Origin of the sequence: Oceanobacillus caeni (genome assembly GCF_019037185.1) — a bacterium.
Taxonomy (GTDB): domain Bacteria; phylum Bacillota; class Bacilli; order Bacillales; family Amphibacillaceae; genus Oceanobacillus; species Oceanobacillus caeni.
Genome location: NZ_JAHHXM010000041.1, coordinates 1 through 20317, shown reverse-complemented (window position 1 = coordinate 20317; position 20317 = coordinate 1). Strand labels below are relative to the sequence as shown.

Annotated in this window: 16 protein-coding genes; 7 read left to right on the top strand and 9 right to left on the bottom strand. The window is 35.3% G+C overall.

All coding sequences use genetic code 11. From position 1 onward, the window contains the following. Positions 1-68: 68 nt before the first annotated feature. The 5 genes from KM885_RS15585 to KM885_RS15565 all read right to left on the bottom strand — a co-directional run bounded on the left by KM885_RS15585 (position 69) and on the right by KM885_RS15565 (position 4124). The gene (locus tag KM885_RS15585) at positions 69-1511 is read right to left on the bottom strand and encodes a sodium:solute symporter family protein (protein ID WP_204798799.1); all 1443 of its coding nucleotides are present in this window, start codon (positions 1509-1511) and stop codon (positions 69-71) included. Beyond that, a complete protein-coding gene (locus KM885_RS15580) occupies positions 1508-1693 on the bottom strand; it encodes a hypothetical protein (protein WP_047184509.1) in 186 nt (61 codons plus the stop codon). Before KM885_RS15580 ends, KM885_RS15585 begins: the two co-directional genes overlap by 4 nt. A gap of 246 nt (positions 1694-1939) precedes the next feature. Next, positions 1940-2974: a sporulation integral membrane protein YtvI gene (gene ytvI / locus KM885_RS15575; protein ID WP_204798798.1), complete on the bottom strand. Its 1035-nt coding sequence runs from the start codon at positions 2972-2974 to the stop codon at positions 1940-1942. 64 nt (positions 2975-3038) lie between these two features. After that, the gene (locus KM885_RS15570) at positions 3039-3389 is read right to left on the bottom strand and encodes a DnaJ family domain-containing protein (RefSeq protein ID WP_047184511.1); all 351 of its coding nucleotides are present in this window, start codon (positions 3387-3389) and stop codon (positions 3039-3041) included. 198 nt (positions 3390-3587) lie between these two features. Further along, positions 3588-4124: a ribonuclease H-like YkuK family protein gene (locus tag KM885_RS15565; RefSeq protein WP_216884241.1), complete on the bottom strand. Its 537-nt coding sequence runs from the start codon at positions 4122-4124 to the stop codon at positions 3588-3590. 245 nt (positions 4125-4369) lie between these two features. Here KM885_RS15565 and KM885_RS15560 point away from each other — a divergent pair, with 245 nt between their 5' ends. After that, positions 4370-4987 carry a class I SAM-dependent methyltransferase gene (locus KM885_RS15560; protein WP_204798494.1) on the top strand — a complete coding sequence of 206 codons (618 nt, stop codon included), beginning with the start codon at positions 4370-4372 and terminating at the stop codon, positions 4985-4987. A 37-nt stretch (positions 4988-5024) separates the two neighbouring features. Here the strand turns inward: KM885_RS15560 and pulA are convergent, their stop codons facing one another. Continuing rightward, a complete protein-coding gene (gene pulA / locus KM885_RS15555; protein ID WP_204798493.1) occupies positions 5025-7178 on the bottom strand; it encodes a type I pullulanase in 2154 nt (717 codons plus the stop codon). Between the two features lie 314 nt (positions 7179-7492). Here pulA and glgB point away from each other — a divergent pair, with 314 nt between their 5' ends. The 5 genes from glgB to KM885_RS15530 are packed head-to-tail and all read left to right on the top strand — an operon-like array spanning position 7493 to position 15584. Beyond that, positions 7493-9382: a 1,4-alpha-glucan branching protein GlgB gene (gene glgB / locus KM885_RS15550; protein ID WP_216884240.1), complete on the top strand. Its 1890-nt coding sequence runs from the start codon at positions 7493-7495 to the stop codon at positions 9380-9382. Positions 9383-9411: 29 nt separating this feature from the next. Then, entirely contained in the window at positions 9412-10572 is a 1161-nt protein-coding gene (locus KM885_RS15545; RefSeq protein ID WP_084824031.1) for a glucose-1-phosphate adenylyltransferase, read from the top strand. Beyond that, positions 10569-11675: a glucose-1-phosphate adenylyltransferase subunit GlgD gene (gene glgD, locus KM885_RS15540; protein WP_047184515.1), complete on the top strand. Its 1107-nt coding sequence runs from the start codon at positions 10569-10571 to the stop codon at positions 11673-11675. Before KM885_RS15545 ends, glgD begins: the two co-directional genes overlap by 4 nt. Before the next feature lie 37 nt (positions 11676-11712). After that, entirely contained in the window at positions 11713-13140 is a 1428-nt protein-coding gene (gene glgA / locus KM885_RS15535) for a glycogen synthase GlgA (protein WP_047184516.1), read from the top strand. Between the two features lie 14 nt (positions 13141-13154). Beyond that, positions 13155-15584: a glycogen/starch/alpha-glucan phosphorylase gene (locus tag KM885_RS15530; RefSeq protein WP_216884239.1), complete on the top strand. Its 2430-nt coding sequence runs from the start codon at positions 13155-13157 to the stop codon at positions 15582-15584. Positions 15585-15641: 57 nt separating this feature from the next. Here the strand turns inward: KM885_RS15530 and KM885_RS15525 are convergent, their stop codons facing one another. Further along, positions 15642-16805: a pyridoxal phosphate-dependent aminotransferase gene (locus tag KM885_RS15525; protein WP_244987048.1), complete on the bottom strand. Its 1164-nt coding sequence runs from the start codon at positions 16803-16805 to the stop codon at positions 15642-15644. Between the two features lie 250 nt (positions 16806-17055). Between KM885_RS15525 and brnQ the strand changes: the two genes are divergently transcribed. Then, positions 17056-18417 (top strand): branched-chain amino acid transport system II carrier protein, encoded by a 1362-nt coding sequence (brnQ, locus tag KM885_RS15520; RefSeq protein ID WP_204798490.1) that lies wholly within the window; start codon positions 17056-17058, stop codon positions 18415-18417. 98 nt (positions 18418-18515) lie between these two features. Here the strand turns inward: brnQ and KM885_RS15515 are convergent, their stop codons facing one another. Both KM885_RS15515 and KM885_RS15510 read right to left on the bottom strand, forming a co-directional pair. Next, positions 18516-19223: an SDR family oxidoreductase gene (locus tag KM885_RS15515; protein WP_216884238.1), complete on the bottom strand. Its 708-nt coding sequence runs from the start codon at positions 19221-19223 to the stop codon at positions 18516-18518. 160 nt (positions 19224-19383) lie between these two features. Continuing rightward, positions 19384-20040: a GntR family transcriptional regulator gene (locus KM885_RS15510; protein WP_216884237.1), complete on the bottom strand. Its 657-nt coding sequence runs from the start codon at positions 20038-20040 to the stop codon at positions 19384-19386. Positions 20041-20317 lie beyond the last annotated feature (277 nt).

The following is a 20317-nucleotide window of genomic DNA, read 5'->3' as shown; positions in this document are numbered from 1 at the left end:
CTAACTTCAATAGGACATAGGATAGTTTTTAGACTTTCCTATGTCCCTAATCTCTTCTAAACTTTATATTATACAGATAAGAACCCCTTCGCCTTCTCTTCCGGTGCTTTTGTCAGCAAACTTACACTGATGAAAAGGATGGTTGAAATAAGAATACCCCAAAGTCCGGAAGCTAAACCTAAAGGCTTTATTTGCATCAATTCCAGGATAATAACAATGAATCCACTAACTACTACACTAGAAATAACCCCAGCTGCCGTTCCACGCTTCCAAAAGAACGCCCCGATTATGGCTGGTACAACTACTAACAAACCAGCGGAGGAAGAAACAGATAAAACTGCAATCAGGTTAACTTCCATTAGCGAAAAGATAAATGCTAAAGCTGCTATTACAGGAATGATAAATTTACCAACTTTAAGTTGTGCGGAATCACTTGTATTCTTCTTCACGTTCCCATATACATCCCTAGCAAACAAAGATGAAAGGGTAAGTAAAATGGAATCAATAGTCGAAATGGCAGCTGCCATAATTCCTACCATAACGATAGCCCCCAAAATTGGCGGTATTAGATCTGATTGAAGAACTAATGGTGTTGCCATGTCCGCATTTTCTAAATTTGGAAACATGATTAAAGCGGAATACCCCCAAATAATTGCCACAATCGTATAAATCAATCCAAATATCAAAAATCCCATAAGCATATGCCTCATACTTTTTAGTGATGAAGGCATGTACAATCTTTGACTAACCTGTGGATTGGATAAGCTAAAGAAAAACCAAGGTAGACTTAAACCTAAAAAGTTTAGAAAGCTAAAAAAGCCATTTCCAGGAACGGTTAAATATTGAGGGTATTTTGTTTCAAGTGTGCCAAAGAAACCGCTAAAACCACCGAGCCCTTTAATTAATACTAGCACTACAATAGTAGAAGTAATAATCATAAAAAGTGCCTGTAGGGAGTCTGTCCATGCCACTGATCTAATTCCTGCGATATAAGTGAAGAAAATAGCTAATGCTGTAGCAAGAATAACACCAGTAGAAAAGGAAATAGCATTATTTGTCACACCTTGTAATAAGTAACCAACACCTGATAATTGAACCGCGCTATAAGGAATTAAAAAAATACAGTTCGAGACAGCAACGAGAATTGCTACTGTTTTACTATCATAGCGATCACCTAACATTTCGGATGGGGTTACATAGCCAAATTTCTTACCTACTTTCCAAAACCTTGGTCCAAAAAAGGCAACGAGGGAAACCCCCATTAAATAAATCAGTTCAAAACCTAATGCTCCAACTCCACCATTATATGTAAGACCAGCAAGCCCTACTAACATGAACGCACTATAAGTTGTGGCACTATAACTAAGCGCAGATACAAACCCATTCATCTTTCGGTCTCCAAGAAAGTAACTATTCATGTTATTTTGTTTTCCAGACCTTGATAAAAATGCAATGAGAATGGCAACTGCGACATATATAACAATGGCGCTCCATACTAAAGTTGTACTCATTTTTCTTTACCCCAATCCTTTGTTATAAAATAATTAATCCCAATAACGATGACGGCTAGGATGATCCAAACAAAGAAACTCCCATACCATTTTGTCACATTTGTTAGTAGTGTATAGGGGAGGATATACGCTATAAGAACAAAAAATAAAATCATAAGCCCCCATTTTAATTCGCCTTTCAAAATAAAACCTACTTTCTATAAAAAATTTTTGTTAATAGAATAATAGATAATGCTTTTAATGTGGTATAGTGAAATATTTCACAATTTAGGTATGGAAAGGTTCGTAAATAGATGGTTTTTTATATCATAACAAATAGTGCCATTCTTTTCTATATTTAAATAAATTTTAGTAGATACCCCTTCTTAGACAAAAAATGAAACCACTCATCATGGTTTCATTTTGGATGTTATATTTTAAAATCCAATTTAATAAGTCCAGCTTCTTTCGCTGACAGTATGGCGATGATGGATAATGGACCGATAATAATCCAATGACACCAAGAAGTATAAACCTAACCATAAACCAATTAAAGTTGGAAGAGGAGGTAAACCAATTTGGTCTCCCATGACTTTAGGTTCAACCGTTCTACGTATGATTAATAATATTGCAGCTAAAACAAGCAATTGAATTCCCGTACTCGTATCTCCTGCTATTAAATCAAATAACGCCCAAGGTGCAAGGATAACAATGGAACCGATGATTGGGATTAAATCGATTATCCAAATAACTAAAGACATGACAAGTGCATTATGTGGAGAGATAAAGATCAGACCGATATACGTTACAATAAAAATAATAATACTAACGAAAAACTGTGCTTTCATAAAACCCGTAAAAAATCGAGTGGAACGTTGTAAAATATATTGGATTTTTTCAGCATTTTCTTCACGGAACTTGGAGTAAAATATTTTTCTATATTTCGGAAGATCCATACTTATTAAAAATAAAGCTATTAAATAGATAATAATAACAACTACTAAATTAGGAATTCCCTGTATCCAACCCGCTAGTATCGGTATCATTCCCTGCGCCATATTGGTCAACCATTCTAGAAGGTTAGAAATCTGTCCTTTCATTTCATTTATAAAAATAGGTGGAAGTCCCGCCGCAGTTTTATTAATATCCTCTAGTAGTTTTTCAATAAAGACATTGATATCAATAATGTAATAAGGTAATCTTTCTGCAAATCGTATTGTTTCATTTACGACTCTAGTGATAGCAACATAAAATATAAAGGCGATACTTAAAACAAACAAAAGAAATGAAATTAATACTGCAGGTGCCCTAGTTTTAAGCTTTAAATGTTTCTGCAGGAACCGAACTAAAGGTTCTAAGACGAAAGCTGTAACCGTGGCTAATATTAAAGGCATGAAAGCGGAAGAATAGAAATATAGAATAATTGCAATTAATATAAGTGAAACTGCAATAATAATCCGTTTGGTTGTAAAAAACTTAGCCAAATAAAAACTCCTTTCAATTACGAATACTTTTATTATATATGAGGTATCCAATTGTTCCCAATACTTAAGAAAGTAATTTGTTATATATTTTTTTCGCGTAATGACGAAATGAAGGATTTTTCTTGAGTTTTCTTTCTTTTACAAAGGATTCAAATTGCCTTTTACGTTCAAATTGTATTTGCTCGCTTTCCATCCCAGTAGCAAATTGATGTAAGTCTTTAAAGGTTAAATTTTCTTTTTCTTTCTCCTCAGGGATATATCCTGCAGTTTTGAGTATTTTAAAGGTCCTTCTAATTTCTGGAGATAATCCTTGATACTCTTCTCTTAGATTAAGAGGTTCACCTTTTCCTGGAAGGTTATCTAATTCACCATTTTCGATCGATTCTTTGATTCTTTCTTCTACTATATGATACAAGTTTCCTTGCCTTCTTTCATTGTTAGATAGATATTTCTAGTATTCATCAGTTTTCTAAAAATACAAGTTGTTAAAAGTATATCCTAGAGACTTAGATTTAATCAATATAATTAGGTATTTCCAGTGTTTTTAGGCTGTTTGACGAATAGATGATAGAGGCTGTCTTAAGTGAGTTTATTTAACGACAGCCCCTATTATTTATTTCGTATAACGGTTTGCGTAGGAGCTTGCTACAAAGGATTCTGGTTTTATTTTTGGTTCTACACCAATGGATTCCATTCTAGATACCATTTCGTTTACAAAGATTCTTGTTTTGTTTCGGTTGCCTGAGCCAATATCGAGATGTCCTTCGATAGTAAAGGAAGCACCTTTATAAATATTCGGCAAAATAATATCAATTAATTGGCTTTTTCTTTCTTTGGTAAACATGGATACAATTTCTTCTGTCAAAGTCGTTTCATAAGAAATACGTTCGTGAAGGTTTGTCATCTTACGAGGTACATTTATTTTTCGTATACATGCCCATGCCCCTTTTTTCTCGCGCTGAATTACTATTCCAGTAATAAATTTAGTATAATAGCCATGTACTTGTGAATCCGTTCCAAACATTAAACGGTAATTTCCATTTGGATCATTTCTCATAAATTGAACGATGTTTTCAAAAACTTGTTCAAATGACATGTTTTTTTGACTTAAATTTTGGAACGAATCATCTAACACCTTTAGTTTTGCCATAATTCCCTTCCTTTTTGTAAAGAATTAACGAGGTATAAATAAGTATTGTAACGGTCTGTTTAATACAGTATATTCACGAATTAATAAATACGACTATTTTCATATACTAATTTTTATGATTCATTTGAACTTTTTTGATTTAAGTGGATTGACGTTAGAAGAATATTTTATGTGAAGGTTATGAACGGTTAACATGTAAAAAGGACCCTGCTATTAAACAGAATCAACTATTATGGAGAATCGACATGAAAGAATATTATTATGATAAATTGTTTAATATTAAAACCCAAGATCACAAGAATGCCTATACCAATGGGAATACCATACATTACCATCCATATGAACCAACACCTTATGATGTATTAGAACTCTTGTTTACGATTTACCCTGTCAAACAGACTGACTATATTGTTGACTTCGGCTGTGGTTTAGGCCGTTTAAATTTCTATATTCATTACTTTTACCATTCATCCATTATAGGTATTGAGAGGAATGAGGAATTTTATAAAAAGGCGATTGATAATAAAAATCACTATATGGCAAAGACAAAAAGGAAATCGGACAAAATGTTTTTCCTTAATTGTTTAGCAGAGGAGTATGAAATTAAAAAAGAGGATAATCGTTTTTACTTTTTTAACCCGTTTTCGATTAATATTTTCCGAAAAGTAGTTAAAAATATACTGGTTTCCTTTGAGCAAAAGAAACGTGAAGTAGATATTATCTTATATTATCCACATGATGATTATATTTTCTTTTTGGAAAATGAAACATTATTTGAGTTAATATCCGAAATTAAAATACCAAAGATGTATGATAAGGATCCATATGAACGTATATTAATTTATCGTTTGAATAAATGTTAAAGAGACGAACAGCAGTAACAATCTGTTCGTCTTCCACTTATTCTTTAGCATTAGCGAATCGTTTGGTGCCTTCTTCTTTCCTCGTTACTTTTCGATACTTTTTAAACACTAATAGTTCAAAGGGATTGATGGAAGTAAATTCTCCTATAACTTGTTTATTACTAGATTGGATATTGCTTAGTGTAACAACCCATTTCCCCGATGATGGCAATTGTAGGGGGACTTTTTTGTTCGTAGGATTTACATAAATAGAGAAATCGACATCATCTCCCAATAATGTAAAACCAAAAATAGGGGCTGGTGTCACCAAAGGATGAAATCTCCTTCTTATTTCATCCTTTGAACTTAAACGAAAAACTTCATACTTTTTACGAAGAGAAATAAGTGATTTTACGAACTGAACATTATTATCTTCTAATTCACGTCTATCCCAGTCTAGTTGATTAATTTCATCACTAGATATATAACTGTTTTCCACACCTTGCTTCGTTCGAAACCATTCTTGGCCAGCATGAATAAATGGAATTCCTTGGCTTAATAGAGTTAATCCAGTTGCTAATTGATGCATTTTTTTGCGTTCTATTTCACTCGCATCCGGATTCGTTAATAAAAGCCGATCCCATAGGGTATGATTATCGTGACATTCCACGTAATTGATCGTTTGATTAATATTCGAAACAAAGGGAATACCGTATTCCTCTAATACCGATCCTGTCACCAAATGAGCCATTCGCTCCACATAATGCCCATTTCCATTCACATAGCCAGTATCATGGTGGAAAAATAAATTTCCTTTTAGTGTATCTCGAAATAAATCATTAAAGTAACCAACCCGATTTAACTGATGGGAATTTTTATTTGTTGCTTTAAGATGAGAAGGTAAAGCAGTATCCAATTCCCAGCCTTCTCCTAAAAGCATAATAGGGGTAGTCTCCTTTTTACAGCGTTCTTGAATTTGTCCCATTGTTTCTATATCGAGAGCTCCCATCAAATCAAAGCGAAAGCCATCTATTTGATATTCCTCTAGCCAAAAACTTATCGTATCCAGGATAAATTTCCTCACCATCTGTCTCTCCGAAGCAATGTCATTACCAACACCAGTTCCGTTACTAATCATTCCATCTGGATGATATCGGAAATAATAGCCAGGAACTATTTTTTCAAACGGAGAATCCTCCATTACGAAAACATGATTATAGACGACATCTAAAATAACGGAGATTTCTTCTTGATGGAAGGATTCTATCATTGTTTTACATTCATTGATTCTTACGATAGGGTCTTTAGGAATGAAAGAATAACTCCCCTCAGGAACTTGAAAAAATAACGGGTCATAACCCCAATTATAAGAAGTATCTGGCTCTAGTTCATTTACTCGGGCGAAGTCATTAATTGGCAGCAATTGAACATGGGTCACGCCCAAATCTTTTATATAGGATAGAGCTGTTGAGTAACGATTGGAATTGGTAGTGTTTTTCTCTGTTAGCCCTACAAACTTGCCTTTATTTCTTACGCCGCTATTTTCATGAATGGTTGCGTCCCTTACATGTAATTCATAAATGATGGCATCCTGTAAACTCTTTAATGTTGGTCTGGAAACTGTACTATCTTTTAATGATTTTGTTCTAGTGAAGTCAACGATGATTCCTTTTTCACTGTTTGGGAGCATCGCTTTCGCATAAGGATCATTGACTAAAGTAGATTTTCCATTCAATGTTACTTCATACATATAAGAACAACCATGCCAGTCTCCATCTAATGTTAAGGTCCACACCCCTCTGTTTTGTCTTTTTAAAGGAAACTTTTTATCCCCATCTAATTCCACTTTTACCATGGTTGCGGTAGGGGCCCATATAGAAAAGGTTGTTGAAGCTGGTTGGCAAATAGCTCCAAGCTCTACATCCAAGTTGGAATAGTTTTCGTCAAACCACTTCGTTCGTACAATGGCTCCAGGATAGATAGGAATTTTTATTTCATTCCATAATAGGAATAAATTCTCCCCGATTGGTAGTTCCTCATGATAACGAATTCTAGCTTTCGAATGGTTTATCTTTTCGGCTTTGGTCTGGATATAACTCTGTTTGTTTTCAATGTAAATGAATGGGGATTGCCCATTTACAAATAAACTCTCCATGTCGCCTATTACAGTTATTTCATGAATATCGTCTATCCACGCAACCTTGTTTTCCAAAGAAAGCAACTCCTTTAATAAACTATACACTTCTTTAGTATATGTAATAGTGAATAAAATGGAAATATAAACTATTAGGAAAATTATAACCATTTAATATCCCGTTTAAACAAAGTTTACAGATAATTAACGTCATTCGACAAAACGTGATGCATTGCAGTTTTCGGGGTCATTAATTGTCGAACGAATCTTCTGAAAACTGATTGAAGTGAATGGTTATTCATCTTATAATTAACCGTGTATTTGAAGGATCGATTATATTTTTGTCGCTAATCAAGATCTTTGCTTATTTAAACTAGGAGGATATGCACTCAATGAATTACCATATAACCGAACAAGATATCTATTTATTTCATCAGGGAACAAATTATCGCAGTCAACATTTTTTAGGTTGTCATTTTATGGAATGGGGTGGCAAGCAAGGGTTTCGCTTTGTAGTATGGGCTCCAAATGCAAAAGAGATATCTGTTGTCGGAGATTTTAACGACTGGAATGGTGAATCTCATTTTTTAGAGAGGTTAAATCATGAAGGGCTTTGGGTTGGCTTTTTTACAGACGTTAAAGAAAACCAAGCATATAAATATCGAATTATCTCTCCTTCAGGTGAGGTAAGAATGAAGGCAGATCCATATGCTAGGAAGTCAGAGCTTAGACCGGGTACGGCCTCCCTAACATTAAGTCCCTCCACATATAATTGGCAGGATGATCATTGGAGTAAAAAGAAGGAAGTTTATAATCCTCACACTTCCCCAATTTCTATCTATGAAGTTCACTTAGGTTCATGGAAAAAGAAGGAATCAGGAGAATTTTATACATATAGAGAGTTAGCAAAGAAGTTAATTCCCTATGTTAAATCTCTTGGGTATACACATATCGAATTATTACCCTTGGCTGAACACCCATTTGATTTATCTTGGGGATATCAAATTACTGGCTATTTTTCTGTTACGGCGAGGTATGGAAGTCCTGATGATTTTAAGTACTTCGTAGATCATTGCCATGCAAACGAATTAGGAGTGATTATGGACTGGGTTCCTGGGCATTTTTGTAAGGATGATTTTGCCCTAAGGAGATTTGATGGAAAGCCGCTTTATGAGTACGCCGATCCGAAAAAGGCAGAGAAATCAACTTGGGGGACACTTACATTTGACTTTGGTCGTCCAGAAGTACAAAGTTTTCTAATCTCAAATGCATTATATTGGCTGGAAGAATATCATTTGGACGGAATTCGCGTAGATGCTGTAGCAAGTATGTTGTATTTAAATTTCGACCGACAAGATTGGGAAGAAAAGATCTATAACACGTATGGGGGCGAAGAAAATTTAGAAGCATATGCCTTTTTACGTAAACTGAACGAAGTAATTTTTTCCTATGAACCTAGTGCGTTAATGATGGCAGAGGATAGTTCCGATGTACCACTCATAACGGCACCTACTTACTCTGGTGGAATTGGCTTTAATTTTAAATGGAACATGGGTTGGATGAATGACATGTTATCGTACATGAAAAAGGACCCTGTCCACAGAAAATGGCATCATAATTTATTAACCTTTTCTTTCATGTATACACATTCAGAAAACTTTCTATTGCCACTTTCCCATGATGAAGTTGTACATGGGAAAAAGTCTTTACTAGATAAAATGCCTGGAGACCAATGGCAACAGTTTGCAAACCTAAGATTGCTATATGGATATATGACCTGTCATCCGGGGAAAAAACTAATATTTATGGGGGCTGAGTTAGCTCAATATGCTGAATGGAAGGATAAGGAACAGTTAGATTGGCATCTTTTAGATTATCCATTACATCATGGAATCTTCCAATATGTTAAAGAACTAAATCACTTTTACCTAAAGAATCCAGAACTTTTTGAACTTGATCACGACCCAGATGGTTTTGAGTGGATTGATCCACACAATATAGATCAAAGTATTATAGCTTTTAGAAGAAAGAGTAAAGATAAAGAAATTATTATTGTTTGTAATTTCACCCCAAATGTATATTACGACTACAAAGTTGGGGTTCCAACTTCAGGAATCTACGAGGAAATCTTTAATTCTGACCAGAAAAAATATGGGGGGTCAGGACAACTGAACGAGAATAAACATTTTAGTTTTCCTGAAAAGTGGCATGGGCTAGCCCAACATATAAAGATAAAGATACCGCCACTAGCAGTCACGATATTTAAAAAAGTAAACAACTAAACGGAGTGTTCAAAAAGGAGCGATGTTTTTTGAGAGAATGCGTAGGTATGCTTTTAGCAGGGGGAGAAGGAAAACGATTGGGAGCATTAACCAATCAAATAGCAAAACCAGCAGTACCTTTCGGAGGAAAATATAGAATTATAGATTTCACTTTAAGTAATTGCTCCAATTCAAATATCCAAACTTTGGGAGTACTGACACAATATTCACCATTGGAACTTAACAGACATATTGGAAATGGGAAGCCTTGGGATATGGATCGTAGGTATGGTGGTGTTAGTGTATTATCGCCGTATACAGCTAAAACAGGTGGAGATTGGTATTCCGGAACTGCTGATGCTATCTATCAAAATATTCATTTTATCAATCAATATAATCCTAAATATGTTCTTGTTATTTCAGGTGACCATATCTATCAAATGAATTATCAAAAGCTACTCAATCAACATATACGGACGAAAGCAGATGCAACGATCTCCGTAATCAAGGTGCCTTGGGAAGAGGCATCCCGTTTCGGTATTTTAAATACAACAGATAGCTTAAGAATTTATGAATTTGAGGAGAAACCAGAGCATCCACAAAGTAATTTAGCTTCTATGGGAATCTATATATTTACTTGGGAAACATTAAAAGCATATTTAATTCAAGACGCAATGAGGAAGACATCTAGTCACGACTTTGGAAAAGATATTATCCCTGCAATGTTAGGTGATGAAAAACGCCTATATGCATACGAATTTGATGGGTACTGGAAAGATGTCGGTACGATTCAAAGTTATTGGGAAGCGAATATGGATTTACTGAATAATGAGCAGAGTGGACTTTCTCTTGATAATAATAGCTGGCGTATTCATACGCAAGATTCGAATTATCCTCCACAATTTATCGGTAAAGATGCGACGGTGAGGCATTCATTGATTAATTCTGGTTGCTTTGTTTACGGGAAGGTTGAAAAATCTGTTTTATTTAGTAATGCCAAAGTAGAAAAGAGTAGTACCGTTTCACAGTCTATTTTACATTCGGGGGTAAAAGTAGGGAGAAACTCAAACCTTCATCGGGTCATTGTGATGGAAAATACAGTGATTCCTGAAGGGACTAATATTCATGTCGGTGATAATGATGAACCTATGGTGATTAATCAGGAAATATTAAATGGTATGTTGGCAATGACGGGAGGAGGAAAACAATGAAAACGATGATGGGTTTAATAAATTTGGAGCATGAACATCACGTCTTTAATGAATTAACTTATTTCAGAACCCATGCTTCTATTCCTTTTGCCGGTAGATATAGAATGATTGACTTTGCTTTATCCAATATGGTTAATTCCGGTATTAACGAAGTAGCTATTTTTGCTAGATCGAAATACCGCTCTTTATCAGATCATTTGGGTACAGGGGAAAATTGGAATTTGGATCGCAGAAATGGTGGATTATATATTTTACCACCGGATTGGAATGATCCGAGTGATGTTTCAAAAGGAGATTTACAATTTTTCCATAATAATAGGGACTATTTTAATCGTGGGAAATCTGATTATGTATTAATCAGTGGAAGCCAATTTACAGCAAATATAGATTATGATGAGGCCTTTAAATACCATATTGATCGCGGCGCTGATGTGACACTAGTTACAACGGTGGCTGAGGAATTAAGAGAAGAGCATATCCCATATTTTCGTATTTGTGCGGATGATTTAGGTTGGGTGGAAGATATAACGAATGAGCAGACAAATCCATTGTTATTTACAGGTGCCTACATTATTAATAGATCTTTATTAATGGAATTAGTGGATGATTGTATTGCGTATAATCGGGATCACTTTTTTGTTCATGGAATAAAGGAGAAGTTAGCGGATCTTAGAGTTGTTATGTATCGATACAAGGGTTACGGAGCATTTATTAATTCCATCGAAAGTTATTACCGACATAATATGAACCTATTAATTGAGGATAATTATTTAGAGTTATTCTTCAACCCTCCATTTGTGAAAACAAAAGTATCGAGTAATCCACCAGCGAAATACTATAATCCTTCGAGTGTCAAACAATCCATTCTAGCTAATGGTTGTGAGGTCGAGGGGGAAGTGGACAAAAGCATTCTTTTCCGTGGGGTCATCGTGAATGAAGGGGCACAGATTAAAAACTCTATTATTATGCAGCGTTGTACGATTGAAGAAGACGTATATTTAGAAAATGTAATCTTGGATAAGGATGTTCATGTAAAGAAAGGGCAACGAATTATCGGGTCTAAGGATAAACCATATGTTGTGGCAAAACGGAGTGATATATAAGGATTTTTGAATAATAATTGGAAAGGGAAGATATGGAATGGAGAATATATTATTTGTTGCCTCAGAATCGACACCTTTCATAAAAACAGGAGGGCTGGGTGATGTAATAGGTTCGCTCCCACAAGCTTTGAAACAAGAACAAATGGAAGTCCGAGTTATCTTACCAATGTATGATGAAATTTCGGCTGAATGGAAAGAAAAAATGGAATATGTAACATCCTTTGATGTCCCTTTTGGCTGGAGAAATCAGGATGCAGAAGTATACACATTAAAACATAATCAAGTAATCTATTACTTTGTAGCAAATGATTATTATTTCACCAGAAAAGGGATCTATGGATATTACGATGATGGGGAGCGGTTTGTTTATTTTAGTCATGCCGTTATGGAGTTTTTAAATCAAGGATTATTTAAACCGGATATTCTTCATGCACATGATTGGCAGGCAGCTATTGCAGTCGTATTGGCAAATATTTTAAAACCAATTAATGATATGAAAACAGTATTTACCATTCATAATATTAAGTATCAAGGCATGATGCCAGTCGATATTTTTGAGGATTTCTTTAATTTGGATCGGGAGCATATTGGTGGGTTGGAATGGAACGGGATGTTAAATTGCCTCAAAGGCGCCCTGTTCCATGCCGATAAAATTACAACAGTAAGCCCAACCTATGCGGAGGAGATTAAATATCCATTTTATAGTGAAGGGTTACACCAAGTTCTATTAGATCGAGAACGAGATTTAGCTGGAATCTTAAATGGTATAGACCCTAAAGATTATAATCCAATGACAGACCCTCATGTTTCATTTAATTATCGTTCGGCTCGTTCGAAAAAAGTAGAGAATCGATTAGCACTTGGTGAAGAACTTAATATGGAAATGGATTTAGGTATGCCTTTATATGTTATTATTTCTAGATTAGTGGAACAAAAGGGGTTCCATCTCGTTCAGCATATTTTAGATGAGTTTTTACAAGAAGATGTACAGTTCATTGTTTTGGGGACAGGAGATCATGAATTTGAACATTACTTTTCGGAGGTTGCTAATCGTTATCCTGAAAAGTTCAAAAGTTTAATTACTTTTGATGAAGGATTAGCTAGACGGTTATATGCAAGTGCTGATTTCTTCTTAATGCCCTCCCAATTTGAACCATGTGGCTTAGCTCAGCTAATTGCTTTACAGTATAAAACAGTACCAATTGTACGTGAAACCGGAGGACTTAAAGATACAGTTACCTCTTATAATGAAATAACGGGAGAAGGTAACGGTTTTAGTTTTACGAATTATAATGCACATGACTTACTCCATGTTCTTAAATATTCGTTAGAAATTTATCATGATCATGAGCAATACCAACAGTTGATTCGAAATGTAAATAGGAGTCAATTTACATGGAAAAATTCCGCAGAGAAATATGTGGAACTATATGAAAAACTAGTACCAACCCCAATATACGGTTAGGGAGAGATGGCTTCTTGTCACAATTGACAGCAAATGATTTAAAAGAAAAGCTTAAAAAGAAATTAATCACCGAAAAAGGAGTGGAAGTAAGTACTGCTTCTAATAAGGATATTTATTATGCGCTTGCATCTATTGTGAATGACGAAATTATGCCAAAATGGTATGAAACAATTAAAAGATATCAAGATAAAAATTTGAAGCAAGTGTATTATTTATCAATGGAATTTTTAATTGGAAGATTATTGGAAAGTAATCTTCTTAATAGTGGATTGTTGAATATCGCGAAAGAAGCACTTGAAGACCTAGGCTTTTGTTCTGAACTTGTGTTTGCAGAAGAAAGGGATGCGGGACTTGGTAATGGAGGACTTGGGAGACTCGCTGCTTGTTTTTTAGACTCATTAGCCTCTTTGTATTACCCTGGGCATGGGTTCGGTATTCGTTACCGTTATGGATTATTCGAACAAAGAATTATTCATGGTAACCAAGTAGAGCTACCAGATTATTGGCTAAAAGAACCGTATCCCTGGGAGACGAGGAAGGAAGAAGAGGCATTTGTTATTCAATTTCATGGTAAGGTACATATGTTCAAACGAAATGATGGTTCCTTAGAGTTTAAATATGAGAATACTGATAAAGTACTCGCCGTACCATATGACATACCAGTTTTAGGATATCAAAATGAGGTTGTAAACACGTTAAGACTTTGGAGCGCGGAACCAGTGGCTTATCAGGAAGCTGGGCAAGAAGAAAATAGTGAATTTTACCATGATTTGGATCATCAACATTCCATAGAACAAATCTCAGGTTTTCTTTATCCAGATGACTCCAATTATGAAGGAAAAGAATTGAGATTAAAGCAACAATATTTCCTTGTTTCTTCAAGTATTCAAAATATTATTAGAAGCTTTAAGAAAAATTATCGACTTCCCATCAGTAGACTACCTGAAAAGGTGGTCATTCAAATCAATGATACACATCCCAGTCTTGCTGTTCCAGAGTTAATGCGGATTTTGATGGATGAGGAAAGATTGGATTGGGATACTGCATGGGAAATTACCACTCATGTTCTAGCTTATACCAATCATACGACTTTAAGTGAAGCATTAGAAACCTGGCCAGAAGAAATGATTCAAAACTTATTACCAAGGATTTATATGATTATTGATGAAATAAATGAGCGCTTCTGTAAATCGATATGGTTTGATCATAAGGAATTGCGGGATAAAATTCCTGACCTTGCTGTTATTGCATATGGTAGGGTTCATATGGCAAGGCTTGCTATTGTTGGAAGCTTCAGTGTGAATGGAGTTGCAAGGATCCATACCGAAATTTTAAAGAAGCAGGAAATGAAAGATTTCTATACTTTATTTCCTAATAAATTTAATAATAAAACAAATGGGATAACACACAGGCGTTGGTTATTACAAGTAAATCCAAAGCTTTCTAATGTTATTTCCGAAGCTATCGGAACGCAATGGATTAAACGACCTAAGCAACTGATTAGTTTATTAAAGTATTCCAATGATAAAGCTTTATTAGAGAAGTTTGATCAAGTAAAACACGAGAATAAAAAAATACTAGCTAATTATATACATCAACAAACGGGCATTCTTGTAGATGACCAGTCTATTTTTGATGTACAAATTAAACGATTGCATGAATATAAACGCCAATTACTTAATATTTTCCATGTTATTTATTTATATAATGAATTAAAGGCTAATCCTAATCAGGATGTGACACCGCGTACCTTTATTTTCGGGGCAAAGGCGGCTCCGAGTTATCATTTGGCAAAGGAAATCATTAAGTTAATCAATACGGTAGCCTCTATCGTTAATTATGATAAGGATATTAATGGAAAGTTGAAAGTAATTTTCCTTGAGAATTACAATGTCAGTCTTGCAGAGAAAATAATTCCGGCGGCAGATATTAGTGAACAAATATCTACTGCAAGTAAAGAAGCTTCCGGGACTGGAAATATGAAAATGATGATGAATGGGGCTGTTACTTTAGGTACAATGGATGGTGCTAATATAGAGATATACGATTTAGTAGGGGAAAATAATATTTTTATATTTGGACTAAATGCGGACGAAGTATTAGATTATTATCAAAATGGTGGCTATAATGCCCGTGATATTTATAATACAGATGACCGTGTTAGACTTATTCTAGACCAATTGAATCAAGGCGAATTTGGAATCCATAATATTGAATTTAAAGATATCTTCTACAATATTCTCTATCATAATGATCCGTATTTTGTATTGAAAGATTTTGAGACTTATCTTGAAGCGCATGAACTTGCGGAGCGGGCTTATCGAAATAGAACAACATGGATGAATATGAGTGTTACGAATATTGCTTACTCCGGTAAGTTTTCGAGCGACCAGACCATTCGTGAGTACGCAACAGATATTTGGAAAATTAAACAAATGGATTAAAAAAAACGGACGGAATCTAATAATAGGTTCCGCCCGTTTTTTAGCCGATAAAAAATACTAAAATATCTCTAACCTTTCTATTCTCTGAACTGCTTCTATTAAGCGATCTTCATCTACTAGTAAGCCAACTCGAATATATCCCTCTCCATATTCTCCAAAACCTTTACCGGCAGCAACCGCTACATCTGCTTTGTCTAATAAAAGATCAGCAAACTCTTCGCTACTATACTTTTCTGGGACAGGTAGCCAGGCAAAAAAAGAACCTTTAGGTGCCTTCACATTCCAACCAATTCGATTACATTCTTGTATAAAAGCATTACGTCTACCTTCGTAAAGCTTCATTAATTCATCTACGCAGTCTTGCTCGCTTGTTAGGGCTTTAGCACCGGCGTATTGCACTGCTGGGAATAAACTTACAAATAAATGGTCCTGGAGTAAGTTAATGGCTTCAATCATTTTTTTATTTCCTACAGCAAAGCCAACTCTCCAACCGGCCATATTATATGTTTTTGATAGAGTATATAATTCTATTCCAACTTCTTTTGCACCGTCTGCCTGCAGGAAGCTAACAGGCCTTTCTCCGTCAAAGCCAATTGCTCCATATGCAAAATCATGAACAATTCCGATATTATATTGCTTAGCCAGTTCAACCGTATCCTGGAAAAAGGCAATGTCTGCAGTAGCGCCTGTGGGATTATTCGGATAATTTAAGTAAAGAAGTTTAGCATTTTTCTTTTGTTCTTCTGTTAATAGATCATAATCAGGTAAAAAGTTGTTTTTTTCTAGCAGTGGCATCGTTTCATATTTAACATTCGCTAATGGAACCCCAGATAAATAGTCAGGATAACCTGGGTCAGGTAGAAGCATTAATTCTCCTTCATTCATTACAGCAAGTGGTAGTTCAACTAATCCAATTTTAGTCCCAAAGAGAACAGCCACTTCTGTATTGGGATCTATTTCAATATTATATTCCCGTTTGTAAAAGTCAGCTGCAGCTTTTTTAAATTCATACGTACCACTAAAAGGAGAGTATTTATGAGACTTTGGGTCGGTAGCTGCATGTTGTAAAGCCTCTACAATATGCGAAGGTGTTGGTTGATCTGGATTTCCTTGCCCGAGATTAATGACATCACGGCCTTCTTCTATAGCTGTATTTACTTTTTTAACTAGAGTAGCAAAAAATTGCGTTGGTAATTGTTTAAGTTTGTTTGATATTTCCATTCTAATACCTCTTGTTTATTGTGAATTAACTAAAATGGTATAACTTTTTTTTACAAATGTCTATAGTATTTAAAGTCCTATTCTACTTAAATTATCAAATTAATCACTCTAGACAAAAAATATTAACTTTTTCTCTGTAATATATTGCATTTTGCTAGAAATGATAGTATGATAGGGTTCATCCGATATATTGCACTTTAAATACTTAATGAAAGTTTGGATTAATAAAACAACTCAGGGGGAACCTTTAATGAAGAAAAAGCTATCAACTTCTAATTATATTGCGATAGGATTTATGCTATTTGCATTATTCTTCGGAGCAGGGAACTTAATCTTCCCAGCACAGCTTGGTCAATACTCCGGGACAAGCTTAACACCAGCTATTATAGGATTCTTAATTACAGGAGTAGGATTACCACTTCTAGGAATCCTTGCTATGGGATTCTCGGGAAGCCGTGATTTGCAGGATTTAGCTAGCAGGGTTAGTCCTGGATATGGTGTTTTCTTTACATCTTTATTGTATTTAACAATTGGAGCGTTTTTCGCAATACCTCGTACTGGTACAGTAGCTTACGACGTAGGGATTAGTACTTTTGTTTCAGAAGGATCTCAACAAATTGCACTATTTATTTTTACATTAATCTTTTTCGTAGTTGTACTGTTATTTTCTCTTTATCCTGCGAAACTTGTCGATAACGTTGGTAAAATATTAGCACCAGCTCTTGTGTTATTATTAGCAATTCTTTTAATTACAGCACTTGTTAATCCGATGGGAACGCAACAAGCACCAGAAGGATCATATGTAAATGCTGCATTTATGACAGGGTTCTTAGAAGGATATAATACAATGGATGCCTTAGCAGCCTTAGTATTCGGAATTATTGTAATTAGTACGGTTAAATCATTTGGTGTGACTTCTAAATCAGAAGTACTAGCGGCTACAGCAAAATCAGGTGGAGTTGCTATCATGCTTTTAGCAGTAGTTTATGTTGGTATTGCTTATCTCGGTTCTATTAGTACTGGAAGACTTGGATTATTTGATACAGGTGGACCTGTTCTAAGTGGATCAGCAGAATATTACTTCGGAACATTGGGATCTATTATGTTAGCTGTTGCTATTATTCTTGCTTGTTTAACTACAGCAATTGGATTAATCATAGCAAACGCTGAATATTTTCATAAATTACTTCCAAAGATTAGTTATAAAATGTTTGTAGTTATCTTTACTGCTTTCTCTTTTATAATAGCAAACTTTGGTTTAGCTAATATCATTGGATTTTCTGTTCCAGTATTGATGTTCCTATATCCATTAGCAGTTGTATTGATGATATTAACGTTCTTGTCACCATTATTTAATCATGCACGTATGGTTTATGTAGCAACAACCATAGTTACCTTTTTGATTAGCATTTTTGATGGACTAACAGCTCTTTGCGATTCATTAGGTTGGGATAACTTTGGTTGGATGGTACCAATCTTGAAATTCTATGAGCAAGTATTACCACTTTATGGCATCGGTCTTGGTTGGTTGATACCAGCATTGATTGTTATTGCGATTACAGGTATTATTGCACGTATTCAAAAAGTGTCTAAAACTCAAGAAGTTCACTAAATTTAGGAATAGGTTATTTTAAGATACTACATTAATAAAGCTAAATATAATCAACATAGAAAAACGCTTCGAGTCTTTTTGCTCGGAGCGTTTTAAGATTAAACTGGTCGGACAGTAATTTCATTGACATTGACATAATCAGGTTGTGTTACTGCATATACGACTGCTCTTGCGATATCTTTGGTTTCCAGTTTCTTGCGTTCGGTGTTCCATGAATTATTTTTGCTTGAAGGGGTATCGACCATGCCAGGTGAAATATTTGTTACACGGACACCAGTTTTCGCAAGTTCCTTTTCTAATCCTTTGGAAATGGTCTGAACAGCTGCTTTCGTTGCGCTGTAAACAGTACTTCCCTTTGTTACTTCAAATGCGGAAACAGAGGCGATGTTAATAATATGTCCACTGGAGCGCTCAAGCATTGACGGTAAAACGGAATGAATGCCATAAAGCACGCCTTTCATGTTTGTATCAATCATTTGCTCCCATTCTTCTACTTTTCCTGAACGAACGGGGGCTGTTAACATTTGGGCAGCGTTATTCACATAAATATCGACATGGTTAAATACTTCTTGTGCTTGTTTTACTAGTTTTTCGATATCCTGTCTATTCGTTACGTCTGTTTGAACAGTAAGCACTTCACCGTTTCCGTGTTCCTTGATGGCATTCCGTAGTTCATCGAGCTCTTCTGTACGGCGTGCAGCCAGTACAACATTTGCTCCTTCTTTCGCTAACTCCTTCGCAATACCAGCACCAATCCCACTACTAGCTCCTGTAATAATAGCTGTTTTTCCTTGTAATTTCCCCATCCTCATGGCCTCCTATATCTATTTCTTATCAAGAGTGTAACATGCGGGTAGGGGAGAGAAAAACGATTAGCCCTAGCTTTATTAAGAAAGAAGCTAGGGCGATTTTGTATTTTATAGAGGTTGTTCAAAAAGTCCTGCCCTCCTTTTTGAACATGTACGATTAGTTTATATCTGGAAATAGTTCAATGGTACGGAGCCAATTATTCTTCATAACGGTATTTAGTTGATCAACATCTTCATTTTTTATTAAATTTATGATGGCTTCATGATCCTGGATAGAATGCTCCGTTAGGATGATGGAATTATGAAAAAAGAGTCTTCTAACATGTGCTTGTAAAGATTCTATAATATTTTTAATGTATGAATTATTAGCAGCATCCACGATAATATCGTGAAATTGTTCATCAATTTTTAAAGCGGAATAGTAATTTTTTGAATGAATCGCTTCCGCAAAACGTTTATTCGTATTTACAAGTGAAGTAAGTATTTCTTTACTCATGTTTTGGATAGCCAATTCTGCAGATAAGGCTTGTAATGCAGCTAATGGCGGTAGAAGATCTTTAATTGAACTCCTATCTACTTCCGTAACCTGTGTTGCTTTACCCGGGAACATCTCTACAAAACCCAGTGCCTCAAGCAGCTGTAAAGATTCCCGTACCGGAGTTCTGCTAACACCCAAGGCTTGCGCAACCTCGGTATCATTTATTTTTTCCCCCGGGAGAAGTGTCCCATCGATAATCCATTGTTGGAGTTGGCTAAATGCGCTTTCCTTAGCAGATTTCCTTGCTGGCTTTTCATGATTTATTGGTATTGGCAAAACGATATCCCCCCCAGAATATTTATAGAAGTTGTTCAAAAGGCCCAGTAAAAATGACATACCCCTGTGTAGGGGCAGCGTTGCAATAGGACGTTGCGACTTTAGCCGACTCGGTCCTTTTTATTCTCCCTTTCGAACACACATTTATATTAAATTATTATACTACAAGTTATCCCGGAATGTAATATGCAATATATTTCGTATGTGTCAAGTTTTTCTCGGTGTGTCTTTCACACCAATATTTCCGGCACTCTATTTTTGTACACTTTTTCGGCTA